The organism is Ramlibacter sp. WS9, assembly GCF_003797765.1.
Classification (GTDB): domain Bacteria; phylum Pseudomonadota; class Gammaproteobacteria; order Burkholderiales; family Burkholderiaceae_C; genus Ramlibacter.
Window position 1 is genome coordinate 40,500 of record NZ_RKMB01000003.1, and the last position, 17,831, is coordinate 58,330.

Consider the following 17,831-nt stretch of genomic DNA (forward strand, 5'->3'; position numbering starts at 1 on the left):
CGCTGCAACCGCAGGCCTCGAGCCAACTGTGATTCTTCGCGGGAGACCTGTAAATTTCGAATAACCGAACGGGTCGATACGCCGCGCCTATGGCAGCGCGATAGGCGCGCCATATCGAACCGTTCCGGGATAAAGAATGGACGCGCCCCACGCCCGCGGCGAAAGTCTCGCCAGCCAACACTGGAGATTCGCGCTATGGAAAAAGTCGATGCCGCCGTCAAGCTCGCCCACCGTGCCGTCGAGACACGCTACGAGGACCTGACTCAACAGGAAGTCCTCGCGACGAAGCACGGCATCCTTGACACTTTCGGCGTGCTGCTCGCCGGCACCACGCTCGGCCCCAAGGTCAGGGAAATCGTCGAGTTCGTCAAGGAAAGCGGCGGGCGGGAAGAAGCGACCATCCTGGGATTCGGCGGCAAGGTGCCCGCCATGATGGCTGCGTACGCGAACGGCGCCACGGTCCATTCGCTGGACTTCGACGACACGCACGATCCGAGCACCCTGCACCCGACGGCTTCGTGCCTCCCGGCCGCATTGGCCGTCATGGAGAAGCTCGGCGGCAAGACCGGCAGGGACCTCATCACCGCCATCGCAGTCGGCAACGACCTCGTGAGCCGGATGGGATCCGCCGCGCCGACGGGCATCTCCGAGGCGGGCCTGCTTGCGCCGATGACCTTCGGCTACTTCGGCTCGGCGGTCGCCGCGGGCAAGATCCTGGGCCTGTCCAAGGACCAGATGGTCGGCTGCATGGGCTTGGCCTACACGCAGGTCTCCGGCAGCGGGCAGCACTTCGTCGAAGGCGGCTCCGACGTGCGCCTCATCTACCAATCGTTCAACAACAAAGCCGGTGTCCTCTCCGCGCTGCTCACCGAGAAGGGCGTCAACGGCGGCGGCAGGAACGCGCTCGAGGGCGAATACGGCTTCTACGACCTGTTCTTCCGCGGCAAGTACGACCCCAAGTACGTGGACGTGAAGATGGGCGACCGCTACGAGGGCACGAGCATCTCGATCAAGCCCTATCCGTCGTGCCGCCAGACGCATCCTTACATCGACGCGACGCGGGCCCTGATCGCGAAGCACGACATCACGCCCCAGCGCGTGGCCAAGGTCGAGCTGAAAGTCGGCACGCTGGGCAAGCACCTGTGCCTGCCCGAGCAGTCGCGTAAACGCCCCACCCTTACTTCCGACGCGAAGTTCAGCGTGCCCTACCCCGTTGCGGCCTGCCTCGTGTACGGCAACATCGACCTCGCGAGTTTCCTCACCGAAAACCTCGCCAACCCGCAGGTGCTAGCGATGGTCGGCAAGGTGGAGTGGGTGTTCGACGAGCGGATCAGCCGCTCGGTGGGCGTCGAGCCTGCGATCGTCACCATCCACACGACCGACGGCAAGTCGTACACCGAGAGGGTGGATCACGGCCTGGGCGCCCCGGAGAACCCCATGTCGCAGGAGCAACTGGTCGCGAAGTTCCGCGACTGCGCCGGGTACTCCATCAATAAGATGAGCAAGCAGTCGATTGACCGGGTCGTCGAGCTGTGCCTGGACCTCGACAATGTCTCCGACATCGGCGAGCTGGTCGACTTCCTCACCTGACGTACACGATGAAAGTCACCCAGATTGACGTCCTCGAAGCCGAACTCTCCGGCGCCAACGGCATCGCCTCCTGGCACCACGTGTTCGCGCGCGTCCACACGGACGAGGGCATTACGGGACTCGGCGAAGTCGGCATGGCTTATGGGACGGGCGCCCGCGCGGGCGCCCAGATGGTGCTCGCGCTGGGCGAGCGGTTCGTTCTCGGCAAGGATCCTTTCTGCAACGAAACGATCTGGGAGACGATGCTGCGCCGCTCGTTCTGGGCCGAAGGGGGCGGCCCCGTGGTGTTCGGCGCGATGAGCGCCGTCGATGCGGCGCTGTGGGACATCAAGGGACGCGCGCTCGGACAGCCTGTGCACCGTCTGCTCGGTGCCGAGCGTCCGCAGCCGCTGCGCACCTATGCGAGCCAGCTTCAATTCGGGTGGGGAGACACGGTCAAGCTCGAAGCCGATCCCGCACGCTACCGCGCCGCAGCCGAGCTGGCCCGAGAGCAAGGGTATGACTGCGTGAAGGTCGATCCGATCATGGCCGACAGCGAGGGCAATCGCGCTTACGGTCTTCGCACACTGTTCACGCCCTCGCAGCGCCGCATGATCCGGCGCCGCCTCGAAGCCGTGCGTGAGGGCGTCGGCCCCGACGCCGACATCATCATCGAGCTGCACTCTTACTGCTCCGCGGGCAGCGCCATGCAGGTCGCGGAACTCGCCGAGGACCTCGACATCCTGTTCATCGAGGAACCGACGCACTACAACAGCGCGCATGCGCACGTGAAGTTCGCGCGCCGTTCGCCGATTCGCGTCGCCACGGGCGAGCGGCTCTACACGCGCTGGGGCTTCCTGGAATACCTGCAGGCCGATTCGATCGACATGATCCAGCCCGATGTCGGCCTCGTGGGTGGCATCACGGAGGCGGTCAAGATCGCACAGCTCGCGCACACCTTCGATGTCGGCGTGCAGGCGCACATTTGCGGCTCGCCGCTGGCCACCGCGATCGGGCTGCAGTTCGAAGCGGCCATCCCGAACTTTGAGATCCACGAACACCACACCTACGCGCTCAAGGCGTGCAACCGGGATCTGTTCGAAGAGGACCTCCAGCCCGTCTCCGGGAAGTTTACGGTACCGACAGGTCCCGGACTTGGCATGACCATGCGGCCGGAGGCCGAGCGCCGCATGGAGAAGACCAGCGTCAAGCTTTCGTGAGGGTGAAAGAGAAAGCCTTCGTCCTGGCGACGGACCCTTTCGACGACACAGCGCTGCCGGAGCTGGCGGGGACGCAGCTGCACATCCTGCCCGACCTGCGCTCCGAGACGTACCGTCCCTTGATGCGCCGCGCGCACGTCTTCGTCGTGCGAAGCGGAGCCCCGGTTCCGCGCGACATCCTGGACGACTCACCGAACCTCCTGGGTCTCGTCCGGCACGGGGTGGGCCTGGACGTCGTGCCGATGGATGCGGCCAAGCGGCTCGCCGTCCCCGTGGCCAACACGCCCGGCAGCAACGCGCAGTCCGTGGCCGAGTACGGGATGATGGTCATGGGGATGCTGTCGCGGCGCCTGCACATCGCCGATGCGACGCTGCGCCAACACGGCTGGAATACCGCGAAGGCGCGCGTCGGGCGGGCCCACGACCTGTCCGGAAAATCGGTGGGCATCGTGGGCCTGGGCGAAGTCGGCTCCCGCCTGGCCCGCATCTGCCACATGGGTTTCGGGATGCAGGTGCTGGGCCACCAGCGGCGTCCCAATGCCCTGGCGGAGTTCGTACGCCCGGTGACTCTCGAAGAGATATTCGAACGCAGCGACTTCGTCGTGCTGGCGTGCCCCTTGACCCCTGAAACGCGCCGCATGGTGTCACAGCCCCGGTTGCGCGCTATGAAGCCATCGGCTTTCCTCGTCAATCTCGCGCGTGGCGAGCTCATCGATACCGATGCCCTGCTCGCAGCGCTGGACAGTGGTGGCATCGCGGGCGCGGCGCTGGACGTGTTCGATCAGGAACCGCTGCCGCCGCAACATCCCTTCTTTGCCTCCGAGCGCCTGATCCTGACTCCGCACCTGGCCGCCCGCACCTGCGAGAGCGACATGCGCACCAGCGCAGTCGCGGCCCGCCAGGTGATGCAACTGCTGCGCGGCGAAGCGCCGCAATTCCTCGTCAATCCTTCGGCCTGGGCGGCCAGTGCGTCGAGGCGGGTGGCGATCCTCGAGCGGCTCGCCGGTTCATGAGGAAACCTGCGGCAGCGGTTTCGCCAGCCACTCGCGTCCGCGCAGCATCGCGTCCCAATATAGCGCAGGAAGAACCCGCTCCTTCAAGTGCCACGCGAGCGAAGATGGCCGCGTCCCATCGATGAACCAGCCTGGAAATGTGGGTGCGAGTTTGCCCCCGTAGGTGAACTCCGCCAGCACGATCTTCCCGCGCTCAACGGTGATCGGGCAGGACGAGTAGCCGTCGTACCCGGCCTTCGCGGCAGAGTCGCCCCGCGCATGCAACAGGTTCTGCGCCACCACCGGCGCCTGCAAGCGCACCGCGGCCGCCGTCTTCGAATTCGGCGTCCCCGCGGCGTCGCCCAGCCCGAACACGTTGTCATAACGCTTGTGACGCAGTGTGGCCGGATCCACGTCCACCCAGCCTGCCGCGTCCGCCAGCGGACTCGCACGAACGAAGTCCGGCGCCCTCTGAGGTGGCACGACATGAAGCATGTCGAACTCGCGCGTCTCGGTCCCCTGCTTGCCCGCGAAGGTGGCGGTGCGCGCCTCTCCATCCACGGACACCAGGTTCTGCTCGAAGTCCACATGAATGTCGTACGCGTCGATGTAGCGCTCTAGCGCCGGGATGTAATCGGGCACGCTGAAGAGCGCCTTGGCCGCGCTGCAGAACTGGATGTCGATGGCGGCGAGCATGCCGCTGCGGCGCCAATGGTCCGCGCACAGGTACATCGCCTTCTGGGGCGCGCCCGCGCATTTGATGGGCAGCGGCGGCTGGGTGAAGATGGCCGTGCCGCCGCGCAGGAACTGCGCAAGCCTCCATGTGTAGGGAGCCAGGTCGTAACGGTAGTTGGAGGTGACGCCGTTGCGCCCCAGCGTTTCCGTCAAGCCGGGCACGGCCGCCCAATCCAGCATCAGGCCGGGACAAACCACCAGCTGCTCGTAGCCGACGGTGCGGCCGTCGGCCAGCACGACGGCGCTGCGTTCGGGCTCGAACGCGGCCACCGCCGTGTTCAGCCAGCGCACGCCATGCGGCATCACTGCGTCCATGCGACGGGCGGTCCGCGCGGCGTCGAACACACCGGCACCGACAAGCGTCCACCCCGGCTGGTAGTAGTGGGTCTGCGCCGGCTCGATGACGGTGATGTCGAGCCCGGGCTTCCTGGCCAGCAAGCTCGCGGCGGTTGCCACTCCCGCGGCCCCGCCACCGACGATTACGACAGCAGGCATGTGGTGGACCGGGCGATCACGTCGGCTGATAGTTGATGCGCTTGACGACAGAAGCCCATCGCGCGCGGTCCTGGGCGATGAGCTCGCCGGACTGCTTTAGGTCGGTGGGCACCACGGTCATCCCGACCTGGGCCAGGGAGTCGACGATCTCCTTCTTCGTCAGCGCGGAACGGATGGCCGCACTATGACTCGCCATCAGTTCGGCCGGTGTCTTCGCATGGGCGAAGAACCCGAAGTAAGTCTTGATCACCATGTCGGCGATACCCTGCTCCGCGAATGTCGGCACCGTGGGCAAGAGGGGATTGCGTTTGTCGCTGGTGATGGCCAGGACCCGCAGTTTCCCGTCGCCGAGGTGCGGAGCGAGGTCCCCGAGTGTCGTCACCGTGGCCGGCACATTGCCCGCCACGGTGTCCAGGACAGCCGGTGCGCCGCCCTTGTAGGTGACGGGCACCAGCTCCATGTTGCCGATCTTGGCCAGCAAGGTGCCGACCATTGACGGCAGCACGCCCGCCGTGGCGAATGTCGCATTCTTCGCGTCGCGCTTGGCCCAGGCGATGTATTCGGGGATCGTGCGCACCGAGGCCGGCACCATGGGGCCGACTGCGTAGCCGTACTCCACCTCGCAGCCCGCCGTCAGCGTCGCGAAATCGTTCATGGCGTCGTACGGAAGGGACTTGTAGATGAACGGGAACAGCGTGAACAGCACCGAAGACACCGACAGGATGTTGCTGCCATCGGGCGGCTGCTGCTTCACGTAGCTCACCGCCAGTTGGGCGAGCGCACCCGGCTTGTTCTCGACAATGACCGAGTTGGCATACCCGGCGGGCATGTTCGACGCCACCTTGCGCGACAGCAGGTCCGAAGTCCCGCCGGCCGCATAGCCGCACACGATTCTGATCGTTGAGGGTTTCGACTGGGCCGCGGCGCGGCCGACCGCCGAAAGCAGCGCGAGACCACCGGCGGTGCCCAGCAGTTCGCGGCGGGTCGGGGAAAACCGGGAGAGTTGCTCACTCATGGATGAATTGCTCCTTGCATGGAGCGTCCGACTGTGCGGAAGATGCGGGACGCTGTAAATTTCGATTCGACGAACGACTCGATACGCCGCGCATATCACCGGGGCGGCGCGCACCATACGTTCGGGCTATCGGCGCATTCGCCAATTCGAACTTTACGGGGTGACCCCGGTGGCAGACAGTCCGTCCATGACCTCTCGAGAGCTGACCTCATCCCATTGGGGCGTGTATGAAGTGGTGCGCTGGGACGGCGAAGCCTGCGGCCTGCGCCCCCTGGCGGAAGATCCCGACCCGTCCCCGATCGGTGTCGCCATGTGGGACGCCTACCAGTCGCCGCTGCGCATCAGGCGGCCAGCGGTGCGGCGCAGCTGGCTGCGTGGAGGACCCGGAAGCGCACCCGAGCTAAGGGGGCGCGAGCCCTTCGTGGAGGTGGACTGGGACGAGGCGCTCGACCTGGTCGCCAGTGAAGTCGGCCGCGTGCGCCGCGATCACGGCAACTCAGCGATCTTCGGCGGCTCGTACGGATGGTCCAGCGCGGGCCGCTTCCACCATGCGCAGAGCCAGATCCACCGGTTCCTCAATCTGGTGGGAGGCTATGTCGGCCACACGGACACGTACAGCCTCGGCGCGGGCAAGGTCATCATGCGTAATGTGATGCACCAACTCGACGAGTTGCTGGACATCCACCACGACTGGAACGTCATGGCGCAGCACACGCGCCTCATCGTCGCCTTCGGCGGCGTGCCTGCCAAGAACGCGCAGGTCACGCCGGGCGGCAGCCCGGAACACCGCGTGCGCTCTGGCCTCGCACGCCTGGCCGGCGAAGGGTGCCGGTTCGTGCACATCAGCCCGGTGCGCCACGACTTCGACGGACCGGAAGGCAGCGTCGAGTGGCTCCCCGTCCGCCCGAACACCGATGCCGCGGCGATGATCGCGCTCGCCTGCGAGATCGTGCGCTCGGGGCGCCACGACGCTGCTTTCCTGCAGCGATACTGCGTCGGCTTCGATCATTGGGCCGACTACCTCCTGGGGTGCACTGACGGCATCGTGAAAGATGCGGAGTGGGCGGCGCCTATCACCGGTCTGGATCCCGCCCGGCTGCGCAAGCTCGCCGCCGAGCTGGTGGACACGCGCTCGCTGATCAACGTGGCGTGGTCGCTGCAGCGTGCCGAGCATGGCGAGCAGCCCTTCTGGGCCGCGGTCGCGCTCGCATCGGTCGTGGGACAGATCGGTTTGCCCGGCGGCGGCGTGGCAATGGGCTACGGCCCGATCAACCGCCCAGGAAGCGCCCACCCCAAGTTCGGGGGCCCGACGTTTCCCCAGGGCCGCAATCCCATTGGCCCACCGATACCCTGTGCGCGGATCGCGGACATGCTGCTCCATCCCGGTGGGGCGTATGACTACGACGGCGAGCGCCGCACGTACGCGGACATTGAGCTGGTCTATTGGGCGGGCGGCAACCCGTTCCACCATCACCAGGACCTGAACCGGCTGGCGGTCGCGTGGCGCAAGCCGGCGACGGTCGTGGTCCACGAGCAGTTCTGGAACGCGCACGCCAGAATGGCCGACATCGTCCTGCCCGCCACGTCCACGCTGGAGCGCGATGACATCGGCTTCGCGTCCCGCGAGCCGCTCATGGTGGCCATGAAGGCCGTGCTGAAGCCACCGGGAGAAGCACGCGATGACTTCGCGATTTTCGCGGCGTTGTCCGCGCGCCTTGGCACGGTCGCGCAATTCACCGAGGGTCGCACGCCGGCCGAGTGGCTGCGCGCGATGTACGAGCGCAGCGCCGACAGCGCCACGCGGGCAGGCGTGGAACTGCCCTCCTTCGACGAGTTCTGGGAGGCCGGATTTGCCCGGATCGAAAGTGCGTGCGCGGAGCCTGTCGTCATGCTCGGGGATTACCGCCGTGATCCGGATGCCCATCCGTTGAAAACGTCGACCGGCCGCATCGAACTTCACTCTGCAACCATTGCCGGGTACGGCTATGAAGATTGCCCGGGACATCCGGTGTGGCTGGCGCCGAACGAGTGGCTCGGCGGCGCGGCGGCGATGCGCTTCCCGCTTCACATGCTCTCGGACCAGCCGCACACGAAGTTGCACAGCCAGCTCGATCACAACGCCCTCAGCCTGGCTAATAAGGTGTCCGGGCGCGAACCGCTTCGAATCCACCCGAACGATGCGCGCAGCCGAGGCATCTCGGACGGAGATCTCCTACGGATCTTCAACGATCGCGGCGCGTGCCTCGCCGGTGCTCGTCTCGATGCGGGGCTGCTGCCGGGCGTGGTTCAGCTCGCCACGGGCGCCTGGTGGGATCCCTCGTGGGACCGGGCCGACGCGCTGGATCTCCACGGCAACCCGAACGTGCTCACGCAGGATGTCGGTTCGTCCCGGATGTCCCAGGGTTGCAGTGCGCAGTCGTGCCTTGTGGAGGTCGAGCGGTTCGCCGGTGACGCCCCCGCGCACCGCGCCTTCGAGCTGCCGGAGTTCACGACACGCTGATCAAGCCCATTCCAGGACAGGCGCGCCGTACCCCACGAGTTCACCTTCCGCCGCCAGGAGACGCGCGACCTTCCCGTCGCGATCGGCCTCCACCGGCGCGAGCAACTCGCCTGCCTGGAGCACCGCCACAATGTGGCCCTTAGACAGCCAGTCGCCTACGCGTACCATTGCGTCGCCTGCGAGGGGATGCCGCAGCAGGAGGCGGCCCATGCCGGGCGAGCGCAGGACACTGCTCGCGGTCGCCGGCTGCACCGCGACATCGGTACTGGCCTGCGCAGGAGGCGCGGCGTTCGTCGGCAGTGGCCCTGGTTGGGTGATGTGCAGGCGCAGCAGACCCTGCGGGGCCTGGTACTCGAACATCGTCACGCCGCCCGCTTGCAGCCGCCGCACCAGCGCCTGGACTTCATCCGGTTTGATCATTGTTTCGTGCTCCCATGCGTGCCAGCCGCCAACCATCGTTCGAGGTGGTGGATGTCCGCGCCGCCCCGCACAAACTCCGGCTCATCCATCAATGCCTCGTGAAGAGGCGTCGTCGTGTCGATGCCCTCGACGACCAGTTCCCGCAGTGCCGTGCGCATCCGGGCCAGGGCTTCGGGACGATCGCGCCCGTGCACGAGGACTTTCGCCACCAAGGAGTCGTAGTTCGGCGGAACGACGTAGCCGTCGTACAGATGCGACTCGACGCGCACCCCCGGCCCGCCCGGCGGCATCCACTTCACCACCTTGCCGGGCGACGGCGTGAAGCGCCAGGGATGCTCGGCATTGATGCGGCACTCGATGGCGTGGCCGTGCGGCTGCACATCTTCCTGCCGGAAGGAAAGTCGTTCGCCCTGCGCGATGCGCAACTGCTCCACGACGATGTCGATGCCCGTGGCCAGCTCGGTGACCGGATGCTCCACCTGCACCCGCGTGTTCATCTCGATGAAGAAGAACTCACCGTCCTCGTAAAGGAATTCGAACGTGCCCGCGCCGACGTAGCCGATCTCCCGGCACGCACGCGTGCACAGCTCGCCCACCTTTGCGACGAGGTCCCGCGCGATCCCGGGCGCCGGCGACTCTTCGACCAGTTTCTGGTGACGCCGCTGCATCGAGCAGTCACGCTCGCCCAGCCACACGGCGTTGCCGTGGCTGTCGGCCAGCACCTGGATCTCCACGTGGCGCGGGTGTTCCAGGAATCGCTCCATGTACACGTCGGCGCAGCCGAAGGCGCGGCCGGCCTCTTCGCGGGTCGTCGCGACGGCATTCGCCAGTTCCGATTCCGACTTCACGACGCGCATGCCGCGTCCACCGCCGCCGGCGGTGGCCTTGATGATCAGCGGGTAGCGAACGTCACGCGCCATCGCGGCCACGGCCTGGGCGTCCTGCGGCAGCGCGCCCTCGGAGCCGGGAACACACGGTACGCCCGCGGCCGCCATCGCGCGCTTCGCGCTGATCTTGTCGCCCATCCGCCGGATCGCTTCGGCCGGTGGCCCGATGAACACGAGACCCGCGTCCGCCACTGCTTGCGCGAACTGCGCGTTTTCCGAGAGAAAGCCATATCCGGGATGCACCGCCTGGGCGCCCGTGAGCCTGGCGGCCAGCAGCAACCGCGCGGTGTCGAGGTAACTCTCCCTCGCCGCTGCCGGGCCGATGCACAGCGCCTGGTCCGCCATCCTGACGTGACGCAGGGTGGCGTCGGCTTCGGAGTGGACGGCTACCGTCTTGAGCCCTAGAACCCGGCAGGCGCGCAGGATGCGCAATGCGATTTCGCCGCGGTTGGCGATGAGAACGGTGTCAAACATCGCGGGCGCCCTCCACAAGCTCCATCTCGAACAGGGGCGTGCCCGGTTCGACCGCGAGCGCGTTGACCGCGAGCACCTTCACGATGCGCCCGGCGTGCTCGGCCTCAATGGCGTGCAGCATCTTCATGGCCTCCAGCAACGCGATCTGCTGGCCGGCTCCGACCTCGGCGCCCTCTTCCACGAGGGGCGGATCCCCAGGTGCGGACGACCGGTAGAAGGTGCCATGCATCGGCGCACACACAATGTGGCGGCGCGCGTCGGCCCCGCGGGTGGCAGCGGCGGCAGTGGCAGTGGCCGGTGGAAATGCCGTTGCGGGCGCCGATGGCGCGACCGCGATACCTTGCGCCTGGCGCACGATCCGCAACCGGTGGCCATCGGCCTCATAGTCAATTTCAGCGACGGCGGTGCCCTCGACGCTGCGAAGCAGCGCCTCGACGAGTTCAGGGATCATGAGCGCCTCAGGAGAAAGGTTTGACTTCGATGCCGGCATCGACCAAGCGCTTGCGCACGGCGGCCGCCATCTGGATCGCGCCGGGGCTATCGCCATGCACGCAGATCGAGGCGATATCCATCGGCAGCAGGCCGCCATCGATAGTTTCGACGGCGCCCGCCTGGACCATGCGCAGCACGCGGGCCGCGACTTCCTCGGCATCGTGCAGCACGGCGCCCGGTTGTTTCCGGGGAACGAGTTGACCCGTTGGCAGGTAAGCGCGGTCCGCGAAGATCTCGGCGCATGTGCGCAATCCCATTTCCTTCGCGATGCGTGTGGCATGGCCGTCCGGGTAGGTGAGCAGCACCAAGCTGGAGTCCACGGCGGCGATGGCGCGCACGATCGCGCCCGCGACCGTCTCGTTCACCTGGGAGAGGTTGGCGAGCGCGCCGTGGGGCTTCACGAAGGTGATCGGGTGGCCCGCATAGGCGGAGACGCCCATCGCCGCGCCGACCTGGTAGGCGACGAACTGTTCGATCTCGGTGGCGGAGAACGCCATCTCGCGGCGGCCGAAGCCCCAGAGGTCGGGATAGCCCGGGTGCGCGCCGACGGCGACACCCAGTTCTCTTGCCCGCGCGAACGTGCGCGCCATGATGTGCGGATCACCCGCGTGCATGCCGCACGCCACGTTGGCCGAGCTCACCACCTGCAGGATGGCATCGTCGTCGCCCATCTCCCAGGCGCCGAACCCCTCGCCGAGATCCGAGTTCAGGTCGACCGATCGCAACGAATTTGTCTTATTCATGTGGGGTCCTCAAAAAAATTCAGGGGCGGCGCGCCATCAGTGACAGGCCGTCACGCAGCCGTTGCTGCTCGGCCAGGTTCTCGCGCGACGCGGCCACGCCGCTCGGGTGGTCCACGAGCTCGAAGCGGATGCGCTGGCCGGGCCGAAGCTGAGCCAGGCGCCAGATGTCGGCCTCGATCACGGTGGCGATCTTCGGGTAGCCGCCGATCGTGTTGGCCTCCGCCATCTGGACGATGGGCTGGCCGGAAGGCGGCACCTGGACTACGCCCGGCACCACACCATGGGACAGCAACTCCAGCGGACGCGAGGTCTTGAGGACCTTGCCTTCGAGGCGGTAGCCCTGGCGGTTGCAGTCCGGCGTCAGTTGGTATTCGGTGCCATCGAAGGCTGCCCTGGCCTCATCGGTGAACTCGTCGTATTCCGCCGCGGCAATCGCCCGGACCTTCACGCTGCCCGACGCGAGTTCCTCGATGAATCGCGTGCGCGAGACGGGCGCGACGCCGAACGATCGCAGCCCCACATCATCGGCGCTCGGCCCGAGCGTGAGTTGATCGCCCTTTCGCAGTCCCCGGCCGTCCACGCCGCCAAATCCGCTCTTAATGTCGGTCGCGCGCGAACCCAGCACCCGCGGCACCTCGATGCCACCGCGAAAGGCCAGGAAAGCGCGCGAGCCGTGCTGCGGCGGGGTGACGGTGATCGTGTCGCCGGCGCGAGCGTGCGCGGCCCACCAGCTGGGGTAGCTGCGCAGCGGCAGAGTCACGGTCGTCACAGCCCCCGTACACGCGAACCAGGCATCCTGGTGAAGCTTCACCCGGAACGGAAAGATGCAGATCTCGATCCCGGCGGCTCCTTCGTCGTTGCCGACCAGCAGGTTCGCGATCTGCAGCGCGGGCGCGTCCATCGCGCCACTGTTGCTCACACCGATGCCCAGGTGGGCCGGTCGACCAGTATCCTGCACCAGGTTCAGGGCGCCATTGCTGAGGACTTCGATCATGGTGCCGTACTGTTCGCGATGAACCGGACGCGATCGCCGGGGGCCAGCAGGCACGGATTCGCGCGTCCGGGTGAGAAGAGTTCGATCGTGGTCCGGCCCAACAGGTTCCACCCCGACGGAACGTCGATGGGGATCACGCCGGTCTGCGCGCCCCCGATGCCGACGGACCCCTTGGGGACGCGCAGGCGCGGGTTGGCGCGGCGAGGCGTCGTGAGCTGCGGTGGCAGGCCGACCAGGAACGCGAACCCGGGGACCCAGCCGATGCAGGCGACGCGGTAATCGGCGGAGGCGTGCAGCGCAATCGTCTCCTCGATGCTGAGTTCCGCGTTCGCCGCGACGGCTTCGAGATCGGAATCGACGGTCGCCTCGTAATCGACGGGGACTTCCACCAAGCGCCCCTGCCCGAGGAACGGCGTGGACTCCGCCCAGGCCTGGGCCATCGCGTCCCGCAGGGCCTCAAAGCGAACCCCCAATGGATCGAACGTGACGGCAACGTTGTTCACACCCAGCAACACGCTCGCGACGCCGGGCAACCGGCGCAGCGCGCCGTCTTCGCCGCAGAGTGCCCACAGCTTCTGTTGGGTGCCCAGTTCGAACGAGCCGTGCGCGACGTCCATCAGCAACGCCGCCGTGCCGCTCAAATGGAATTTGGGATTGATTTTCATGAGGTCTGGGCTCGCACTGTCGCGTCGCACGCCCTGCGCGTCCAATCCGAATCGGGGAACAACGCCATACGCGCAAGCTATCGGGGATCGGGTACGCGTCGCATTTATAGGCGCGGCGTATCGACTCCTTCCGTGATTGGAAATTTACAGCGCCAGTGACCTCGACCACAGTTCCAATGTCATTAACAAGGTACATCCTGAACCAGGAAGATCGCGAGCTGGCCGTCCTCTTCGAGGGCCTGGACACCCCGGGCGTTTCGGACGCCCTGGACAAATTGGGAATCGCGGGCCAGTGTCACGGTCTCGCACCGCTCGACAATTACCGCAAGGCGGTCGTGGGCACGGCGTTCACCGTGAAATATGTTCCGGCCGCGAGCCCGCCCGGGACCGTGGGCGACTTCATCGACGAAGTGGAGCCCGGGCAATTCGTGGTGCTCGACAACGACGGCCGCACGGACTGCACCGTTTGGGGCGACAACATGACCGAGTACGCGGGCGCCCGGAAGATTGCCGGCACCGCGATCGACGGCGTCTGCCGCGACGTGGCGAAGGCGCTCGGCGACGGCAATCCGCTGTTCATCCGCGGACGCTACATGCGCATGGGGAAGGACCGCGTGCAGGTGGAAGCCGTGAATGTGCCCGTGGCGATAGGCACCGTGCGGGTCTGCCCGGGCGACATCGTGGTCGCGGATGCGAATGGCGTCGTCATCGTGCCGAGGGCGCGCGCCCGCGAGTGGCCGAAGCGGCGCGCGCCCCGATCAAGGCCAGCGCACCTTCGGTCGGGCAGCCGGTGCGCTTCACAGGCGTGCGCGTGGCCGACAGCGACTTCGTCGTCGCGGACGACGACGGTGTGATCGTCCTCCCCGCCGGGGAGTGCGCACGCATCTTCGCGGCATCCGAGGAACGCGCCGCAAAAGAGACCGTCATGATGACGAAACTGGAACGCAGCGAAAATTCCCTCGACCTGCTGGGCCTTTCCCGCTTTCGCGAAGCGGTGCGCTGAGTCAGGCTTCGGCTGCGCGCGCCGCCTTGCGCGCGACAGCCGATCGCCCAAGCAGGGCTTCCTTGAACTCATCGACAAGCACGTTGGGCCGCTTCCTGTTCCACGCCACGGCCGCAGTGATGACCTTCACGTTTTCTTTCAGGGGCTTGATGACGACGTTCTCCGCGGCCAGCTTGCGCATGGATGCGGGCACCAGCGCCACGCCCTGGCCGCAACCGACAAAGGCCACTTGCGAAGCGACCGAACGCACCAGGTGCACGATGCGCGGCGTGAAGTCGTTAGCGCGGCATGCCGCGGTCAGGCTGTCGAAGTAGTCCGGGCTCACCTCGCGGGCGAACATGATGAAATTCTCTGCCGCGAGCGTCGCCAAGCGGATGCGCGGCAAGCCCGCCGAGGGATGATCCTTGGGCATCGCGACCGCGAGTCGGTCTTCCTTCAGGGGTTCGGTCGCGATCTCGTCGTCCCCTATGACCTGCAGCCGCGCGAGCGCCAGGTCAATCTCGCCGGTTCGCAGGCTCGAGACGGCATCGACGCTGTCGATTTCCTTGACCGCCACCGTCACGCCCGGATGCGACTTGCGGAAGCCGTCGATCACAGGCGGAAGGACGTCCAGCATACTCGAACTGATGGCACCGATCGTCAGCACGCCGATCTGGCCGGCAGCGGCTTCGCGGACCGCCAACTCCAGTTGCTGCATGTGCTCGACCAGCTTGCGCACGACCGGCAGGATGGCCGCGCCGGCAGCAGTGAGTTGCGTGCCGCGGCTGGACCGTTCGAACAATTTCACCTTGAGTGACGCTTCCAGAATCTGGATCTGCTCGGTCACCGGGGGCTGCGACATGCCCAGTCGTTTAGCGGCGCGCCCAAAATGCTGCTCCTCCGCGACGACGAGGAACAGCCACAGGTGGCGCATCAGCCTGAAGTTGATCATTGGAGATAGGTTTGGCGTATCGCCTGGTTTCGTTCTTCGGAATTTACACCCGCGCGGCGACGCGAGACAGTGGCACTTGCACATTCACCCTATCCGCCACATGCCTGAACGTAACTTGAAGCGCCTTGCCGGCCTCGACACCAACACCATTTCGGACGCCCTGGACTTCCTCGGCCTGCCGGGCGCAACTTTCGGCCTGCGGCCCTTGTGGGACTGTCCCAAGATCGTCGGCCGCGCCAGCACCGTGCAACTCGGCCCGAAGACGGAAGCTAAGCCGACCGTCCACCTCATCTCCCCTGTCATCGACGCCATCGCGTCGGACGACCGGGTTCTCGTCATCGCCGGCGGCCCCGAAGGCATCTCGTGCTGGGGCGACATCCTTGCCAATGCCGCCACGGCCAAGCGTATCCGGGCCACGATCATCGACGGGTGCAGCCGCGACATCGAGGGCAGCGAGTCGATCGACTACCCCGTTTACGGAAAGGGCCTCACGATGATCAGTGCCCGCAATCGCATCGTCCAGGTTGACTCCGGCAAACCGGTTCGCATGGCGGGTGTGACCGTCGAGGAGAACGACTACGTCATCGCCGACCGCTGCGGCACAGTGTTCGTGCAGCAGGCGCGAATCGTCCAGGTGCTCGATCTGGCCGAGCGCATTGCCCACCGCCAGGACGGCATGGTCGCGGCCGTGCGGGCCGGCCGATCGGTGGCGGACGTCATGCACGACAAGGAGTTTGAGGCGATCGCGGTAGAGGAAGCGAAATGAACATGACCGACCTGCCGCTCAACACGCGCCTTGCCGCGGCCGAACCCTCCGCGACCTACCGGATGATGGAGCGGGCCGCGGCCTGCAAGGCGGCAGGGCGCCCGGTGATCTCGCTGACCGCGGGGGAGCCGGATTTCGACACGCCCGTCCATGTGTGCGATGCAGCGGTCGATGCCATCCGGATGGGTCACACGCGGTACACGCCGGTCGCAGGGCTGCGCGCGCTTCGTGAAGCCGTAGCCGCGAAGTTCCAGCGCGAGAACGGGCTGGAGGTGGACTGGAAGGACACCATCGTCTGCTCCGGCGGCAAGCAGGTGATCTACAACGCCCTCGCGGCCACGCTCAACGAAGGCGACGAAGTGATCGTGCCATCGCCCTACTGGGTGAGCTACCCCGAGATGGTGCAGATCTGCGGCGGGCGCAGTGTCACCGCGCCCTGTACGGCGGCCGCCGGCTTCAAGCTCACGCCTGCCGTGCTCGAGGCCGCGATCACCCCGCACACGCGCTGGCTGATCCTCAATTCGCCGTCGAATCCCACGGGCGCGGTGTACGCGCGCGAAGAACTTGCGGCGCTCGCGCGAGTCCTGCTCGAGCACCCGCACGTCTACGTGCTCTCCGACGACATCTACGAACACCTGATTTTTGACGGCGCGCCATTCCACACCATCGCCCAGGTCGAACCCCGCTTGCGCGAGCGGACGCTGACCATGAACGGCGTGTCGAAGGCGTATGCGATGACCGGTTGGCGTATCGGCTTCGGCACGGGCCCGCGGTGGTTGATCGACGCGATGGAGAAGCTGCAGGGACAGCAGACCTCCGGCGCGAGTTCGATCTCGCAGCACGCGGCCCTCGCGGCGCTCAACGGCCGCAAAGACTTCATCGCGCAGTCGAAGGCGCAGTTCGAACGCCGCAGGAACCTCGTCGTGCAACTGGTAAACCAGGCGCCGGGATTCCACTGCGAGATGCCGGGTGGTGCCTTCTACGTGTTCGCATCGTGCGCGGGTCTCATCGGCCGCACGACGCCGGCCGGCGTCCTCCTGGATTCCGACGAAGCCGTCGCCATCGCCTTGCTGCAGGAGGCGAACGTCGGTACGGTGCACGGAGGCGCCTTCGGTCTTTCGCCGTATCTGCGCATCGCCTATGCGATGGACGAGGATTCGCTGCGCAGGGCGTGCGAGTCAATCCGCACCTTCGGCAAACGCACGACTCAGTGAAGCACCGCATTCCGTCCGGCCTGGCCCCCCTCGCCTGCCTGCCCTTCGAATCGCAGGAATGCAGGTCATTGCACTGGATGCCGCTGGCCGTCCGATACAAGCTGGACGTCTGCCAGCTTTGCCTTTCGCTGGGGCAGTGGCAGTCGCTGTCCCTGGAGTCCCGTGCCTTCCTGCTGCGTGAGCCGTTCGCGACCGGATGCGGCAGCTGGTTCGAGCGCCTCGCGGTGGACAGGGGTGCCCGACCGTTGAACGAGGACCGGATAGCGCCCGGCTCTTTCGCCGAGTACGTGTGGCGCAAGCTCGCCACCGGCAACGGTAAGTTCCGCAGCGCGTCGGGCAACGGGGCGCTGCACGCGGTCTCCTGATCAGGCGCACATCCTGACGCGATGAGGCGCGGCACCAGCTGGCGCCCCGCACGGGCGTTCGTCTGATCAACCCGCTCGCCTCCTGCCGGCGCAGCGATACATCCCGCGGGGTCGTACGGCCAGCCTTCGTCCGTGACGATGTAGGTGATGTCGGAGGTCCACACCGAGTTCGGCACCGCAGGTGCGAAGGCGCGCGCAATCAGAGTCGGCGCCACCGGCAGGTCATCCCGCGTCCGACGTCGCTTTGAATTTATGCACGGTGTGCGCCCGGTTGCGGTGAAAGCCGCTGGCGCTGACCTTTAACTGTGTTCTCCTCGCCAAATTGCACTTCAGCGAGGGATACGTTTTCGG

General features: G+C 66.6%; 17 protein-coding genes and 1 pseudogene. 9 read left to right on the forward strand and 9 right to left on the reverse strand.

Annotation, left to right across the window (positions count from 1 at the left end):
- Window positions 1-195 precede the first annotated feature (195 nt).
- The 3 genes from EEB15_RS06105 to EEB15_RS06115 are packed head-to-tail and all read left to right on the forward strand — an operon-like array spanning window position 196 to window position 3,802.
- Window positions 196-1,590, forward strand: a complete 1,395-nt coding sequence (locus tag EEB15_RS06105) for an MmgE/PrpD family protein (protein ID WP_141508727.1) — start codon at window positions 196-198, stop codon at window positions 1,588-1,590.
- An 8-nt stretch (window positions 1,591-1,598) separates the two neighbouring features.
- A complete protein-coding gene (locus EEB15_RS06110; protein WP_141508729.1) occupies window positions 1,599-2,789 on the forward strand; it encodes a mandelate racemase/muconate lactonizing enzyme family protein in 1,191 nt (396 codons plus the stop codon).
- Between the two features lie 2 nt (window positions 2,790-2,791).
- Window positions 2,792-3,802, forward strand: a complete 1,011-nt coding sequence (locus EEB15_RS06115; RefSeq protein ID WP_233259378.1) for a hydroxyacid dehydrogenase — start codon at window positions 2,792-2,794, stop codon at window positions 3,800-3,802.
- On the opposite strand, the pseudogene EEB15_RS06120 reads toward EEB15_RS06115, so the two are convergent.
- Window positions 3,797-5,002: pseudogene (locus tag EEB15_RS06120) on the reverse strand (FAD/NAD(P)-binding oxidoreductase); the annotation flags it as partial. The gene EEB15_RS06115 and the pseudogene EEB15_RS06120 sit on opposite strands and share 6 nt — an antisense overlap.
- Window positions 5,003-5,027: 25 nt before the next feature.
- Window positions 5,028-6,026, reverse strand: a complete 999-nt coding sequence (locus EEB15_RS06125) for a tripartite tricarboxylate transporter substrate binding protein (protein ID WP_158290004.1) — start codon at window positions 6,024-6,026, stop codon at window positions 5,028-5,030.
- A gap of 187 nt (window positions 6,027-6,213) precedes the next feature.
- Here EEB15_RS06125 and EEB15_RS06130 point away from each other — a divergent pair, with 187 nt between their 5' ends.
- A complete protein-coding gene (locus EEB15_RS06130; RefSeq protein ID WP_141508734.1) occupies window positions 6,214-8,526 on the forward strand; it encodes a molybdopterin guanine dinucleotide-containing S/N-oxide reductase in 2,313 nt (770 codons plus the stop codon).
- Here the strand turns inward: EEB15_RS06130 and EEB15_RS06135 are convergent, their stop codons facing one another.
- From EEB15_RS06135 to pxpB, 6 genes are read right to left on the reverse strand one after another with little or no spacing between them, the layout of a single operon-like run.
- Window positions 8,527-8,946: a biotin/lipoyl-containing protein gene (locus tag EEB15_RS06135; RefSeq protein ID WP_199236466.1), complete on the reverse strand. Its 420-nt coding sequence runs from the start codon at window positions 8,944-8,946 to the stop codon at window positions 8,527-8,529.
- Complete coding sequence (gene accC, locus EEB15_RS06140; protein WP_141508736.1) at window positions 8,943-10,307, reverse strand: acetyl-CoA carboxylase biotin carboxylase subunit; 1,365 nt, start codon at window positions 10,305-10,307, stop codon at window positions 8,943-8,945. Before accC ends, EEB15_RS06135 begins: the two co-directional genes overlap by 4 nt.
- Entirely contained in the window at window positions 10,300-10,758 is a 459-nt protein-coding gene (locus tag EEB15_RS06145; RefSeq protein ID WP_158290005.1) for a biotin/lipoyl-containing protein, read from the reverse strand. The genes accC and EEB15_RS06145 overlap by 8 nt, the downstream gene beginning before the upstream one ends.
- 7 nt (window positions 10,759-10,765) lie before the next feature.
- Window positions 10,766-11,542: a LamB/YcsF family protein gene (locus tag EEB15_RS06150; RefSeq protein ID WP_141508739.1), complete on the reverse strand. Its 777-nt coding sequence runs from the start codon at window positions 11,540-11,542 to the stop codon at window positions 10,766-10,768.
- Between the two features lie 19 nt (window positions 11,543-11,561).
- Window positions 11,562-12,536: a biotin-dependent carboxyltransferase family protein gene (locus EEB15_RS06155; RefSeq protein ID WP_141508741.1), complete on the reverse strand. Its 975-nt coding sequence runs from the start codon at window positions 12,534-12,536 to the stop codon at window positions 11,562-11,564.
- On the reverse strand, window positions 12,533-13,201 hold the full coding sequence (gene pxpB, locus EEB15_RS06160) for a 5-oxoprolinase subunit PxpB (protein WP_141508743.1): 669 nt from the start codon (window positions 13,199-13,201) through the stop codon (window positions 12,533-12,535). The genes EEB15_RS06155 and pxpB overlap by 4 nt, the downstream gene beginning before the upstream one ends.
- A 197-nt stretch (window positions 13,202-13,398) precedes the next feature.
- On the opposite strand from pxpB, the gene EEB15_RS06165 reads away from it, so the two are divergent.
- Window positions 13,399-14,055, forward strand: a complete 657-nt coding sequence (locus tag EEB15_RS06165; RefSeq protein ID WP_141509300.1) for an RraA family protein — start codon at window positions 13,399-13,401, stop codon at window positions 14,053-14,055.
- The gene (locus tag EEB15_RS33600) at window positions 13,992-14,204 is read left to right on the forward strand and encodes a hypothetical protein (protein ID WP_370283403.1); all 213 of its coding nucleotides are present in this window, start codon (window positions 13,992-13,994) and stop codon (window positions 14,202-14,204) included. Before EEB15_RS06165 ends, EEB15_RS33600 begins: the two co-directional genes overlap by 64 nt.
- Before the next feature lies 1 nt (window position 14,205).
- Here the strand turns inward: EEB15_RS33600 and EEB15_RS06175 are convergent, their stop codons facing one another.
- The gene (locus tag EEB15_RS06175; RefSeq protein WP_141508746.1) at window positions 14,206-15,135 is read right to left on the reverse strand and encodes a LysR family transcriptional regulator; all 930 of its coding nucleotides are present in this window, start codon (window positions 15,133-15,135) and stop codon (window positions 14,206-14,208) included.
- 100 nt (window positions 15,136-15,235) lie between these two features.
- Here EEB15_RS06175 and EEB15_RS06180 point away from each other — a divergent pair, with 100 nt between their 5' ends.
- The 3 genes from EEB15_RS06180 to EEB15_RS06190 are packed head-to-tail and all read left to right on the forward strand — an operon-like array spanning window position 15,236 to window position 17,480.
- Entirely contained in the window at window positions 15,236-15,901 is a 666-nt protein-coding gene (locus tag EEB15_RS06180; RefSeq protein WP_141508747.1) for an RraA family protein, read from the forward strand.
- A 2-nt stretch (window positions 15,902-15,903) separates the two neighbouring features.
- Complete coding sequence (locus EEB15_RS06185; protein WP_370283449.1) at window positions 15,904-17,115, forward strand: pyridoxal phosphate-dependent aminotransferase; 1,212 nt, start codon at window positions 15,904-15,906, stop codon at window positions 17,113-17,115.
- Complete coding sequence (locus EEB15_RS06190; protein ID WP_141508751.1) at window positions 17,112-17,480, forward strand: nitrate reductase associated protein; 369 nt, start codon at window positions 17,112-17,114, stop codon at window positions 17,478-17,480. The genes EEB15_RS06185 and EEB15_RS06190 overlap by 4 nt, the downstream gene beginning before the upstream one ends.
- The last annotated feature ends 351 nt before the right edge of the window (window positions 17,481-17,831 follow it).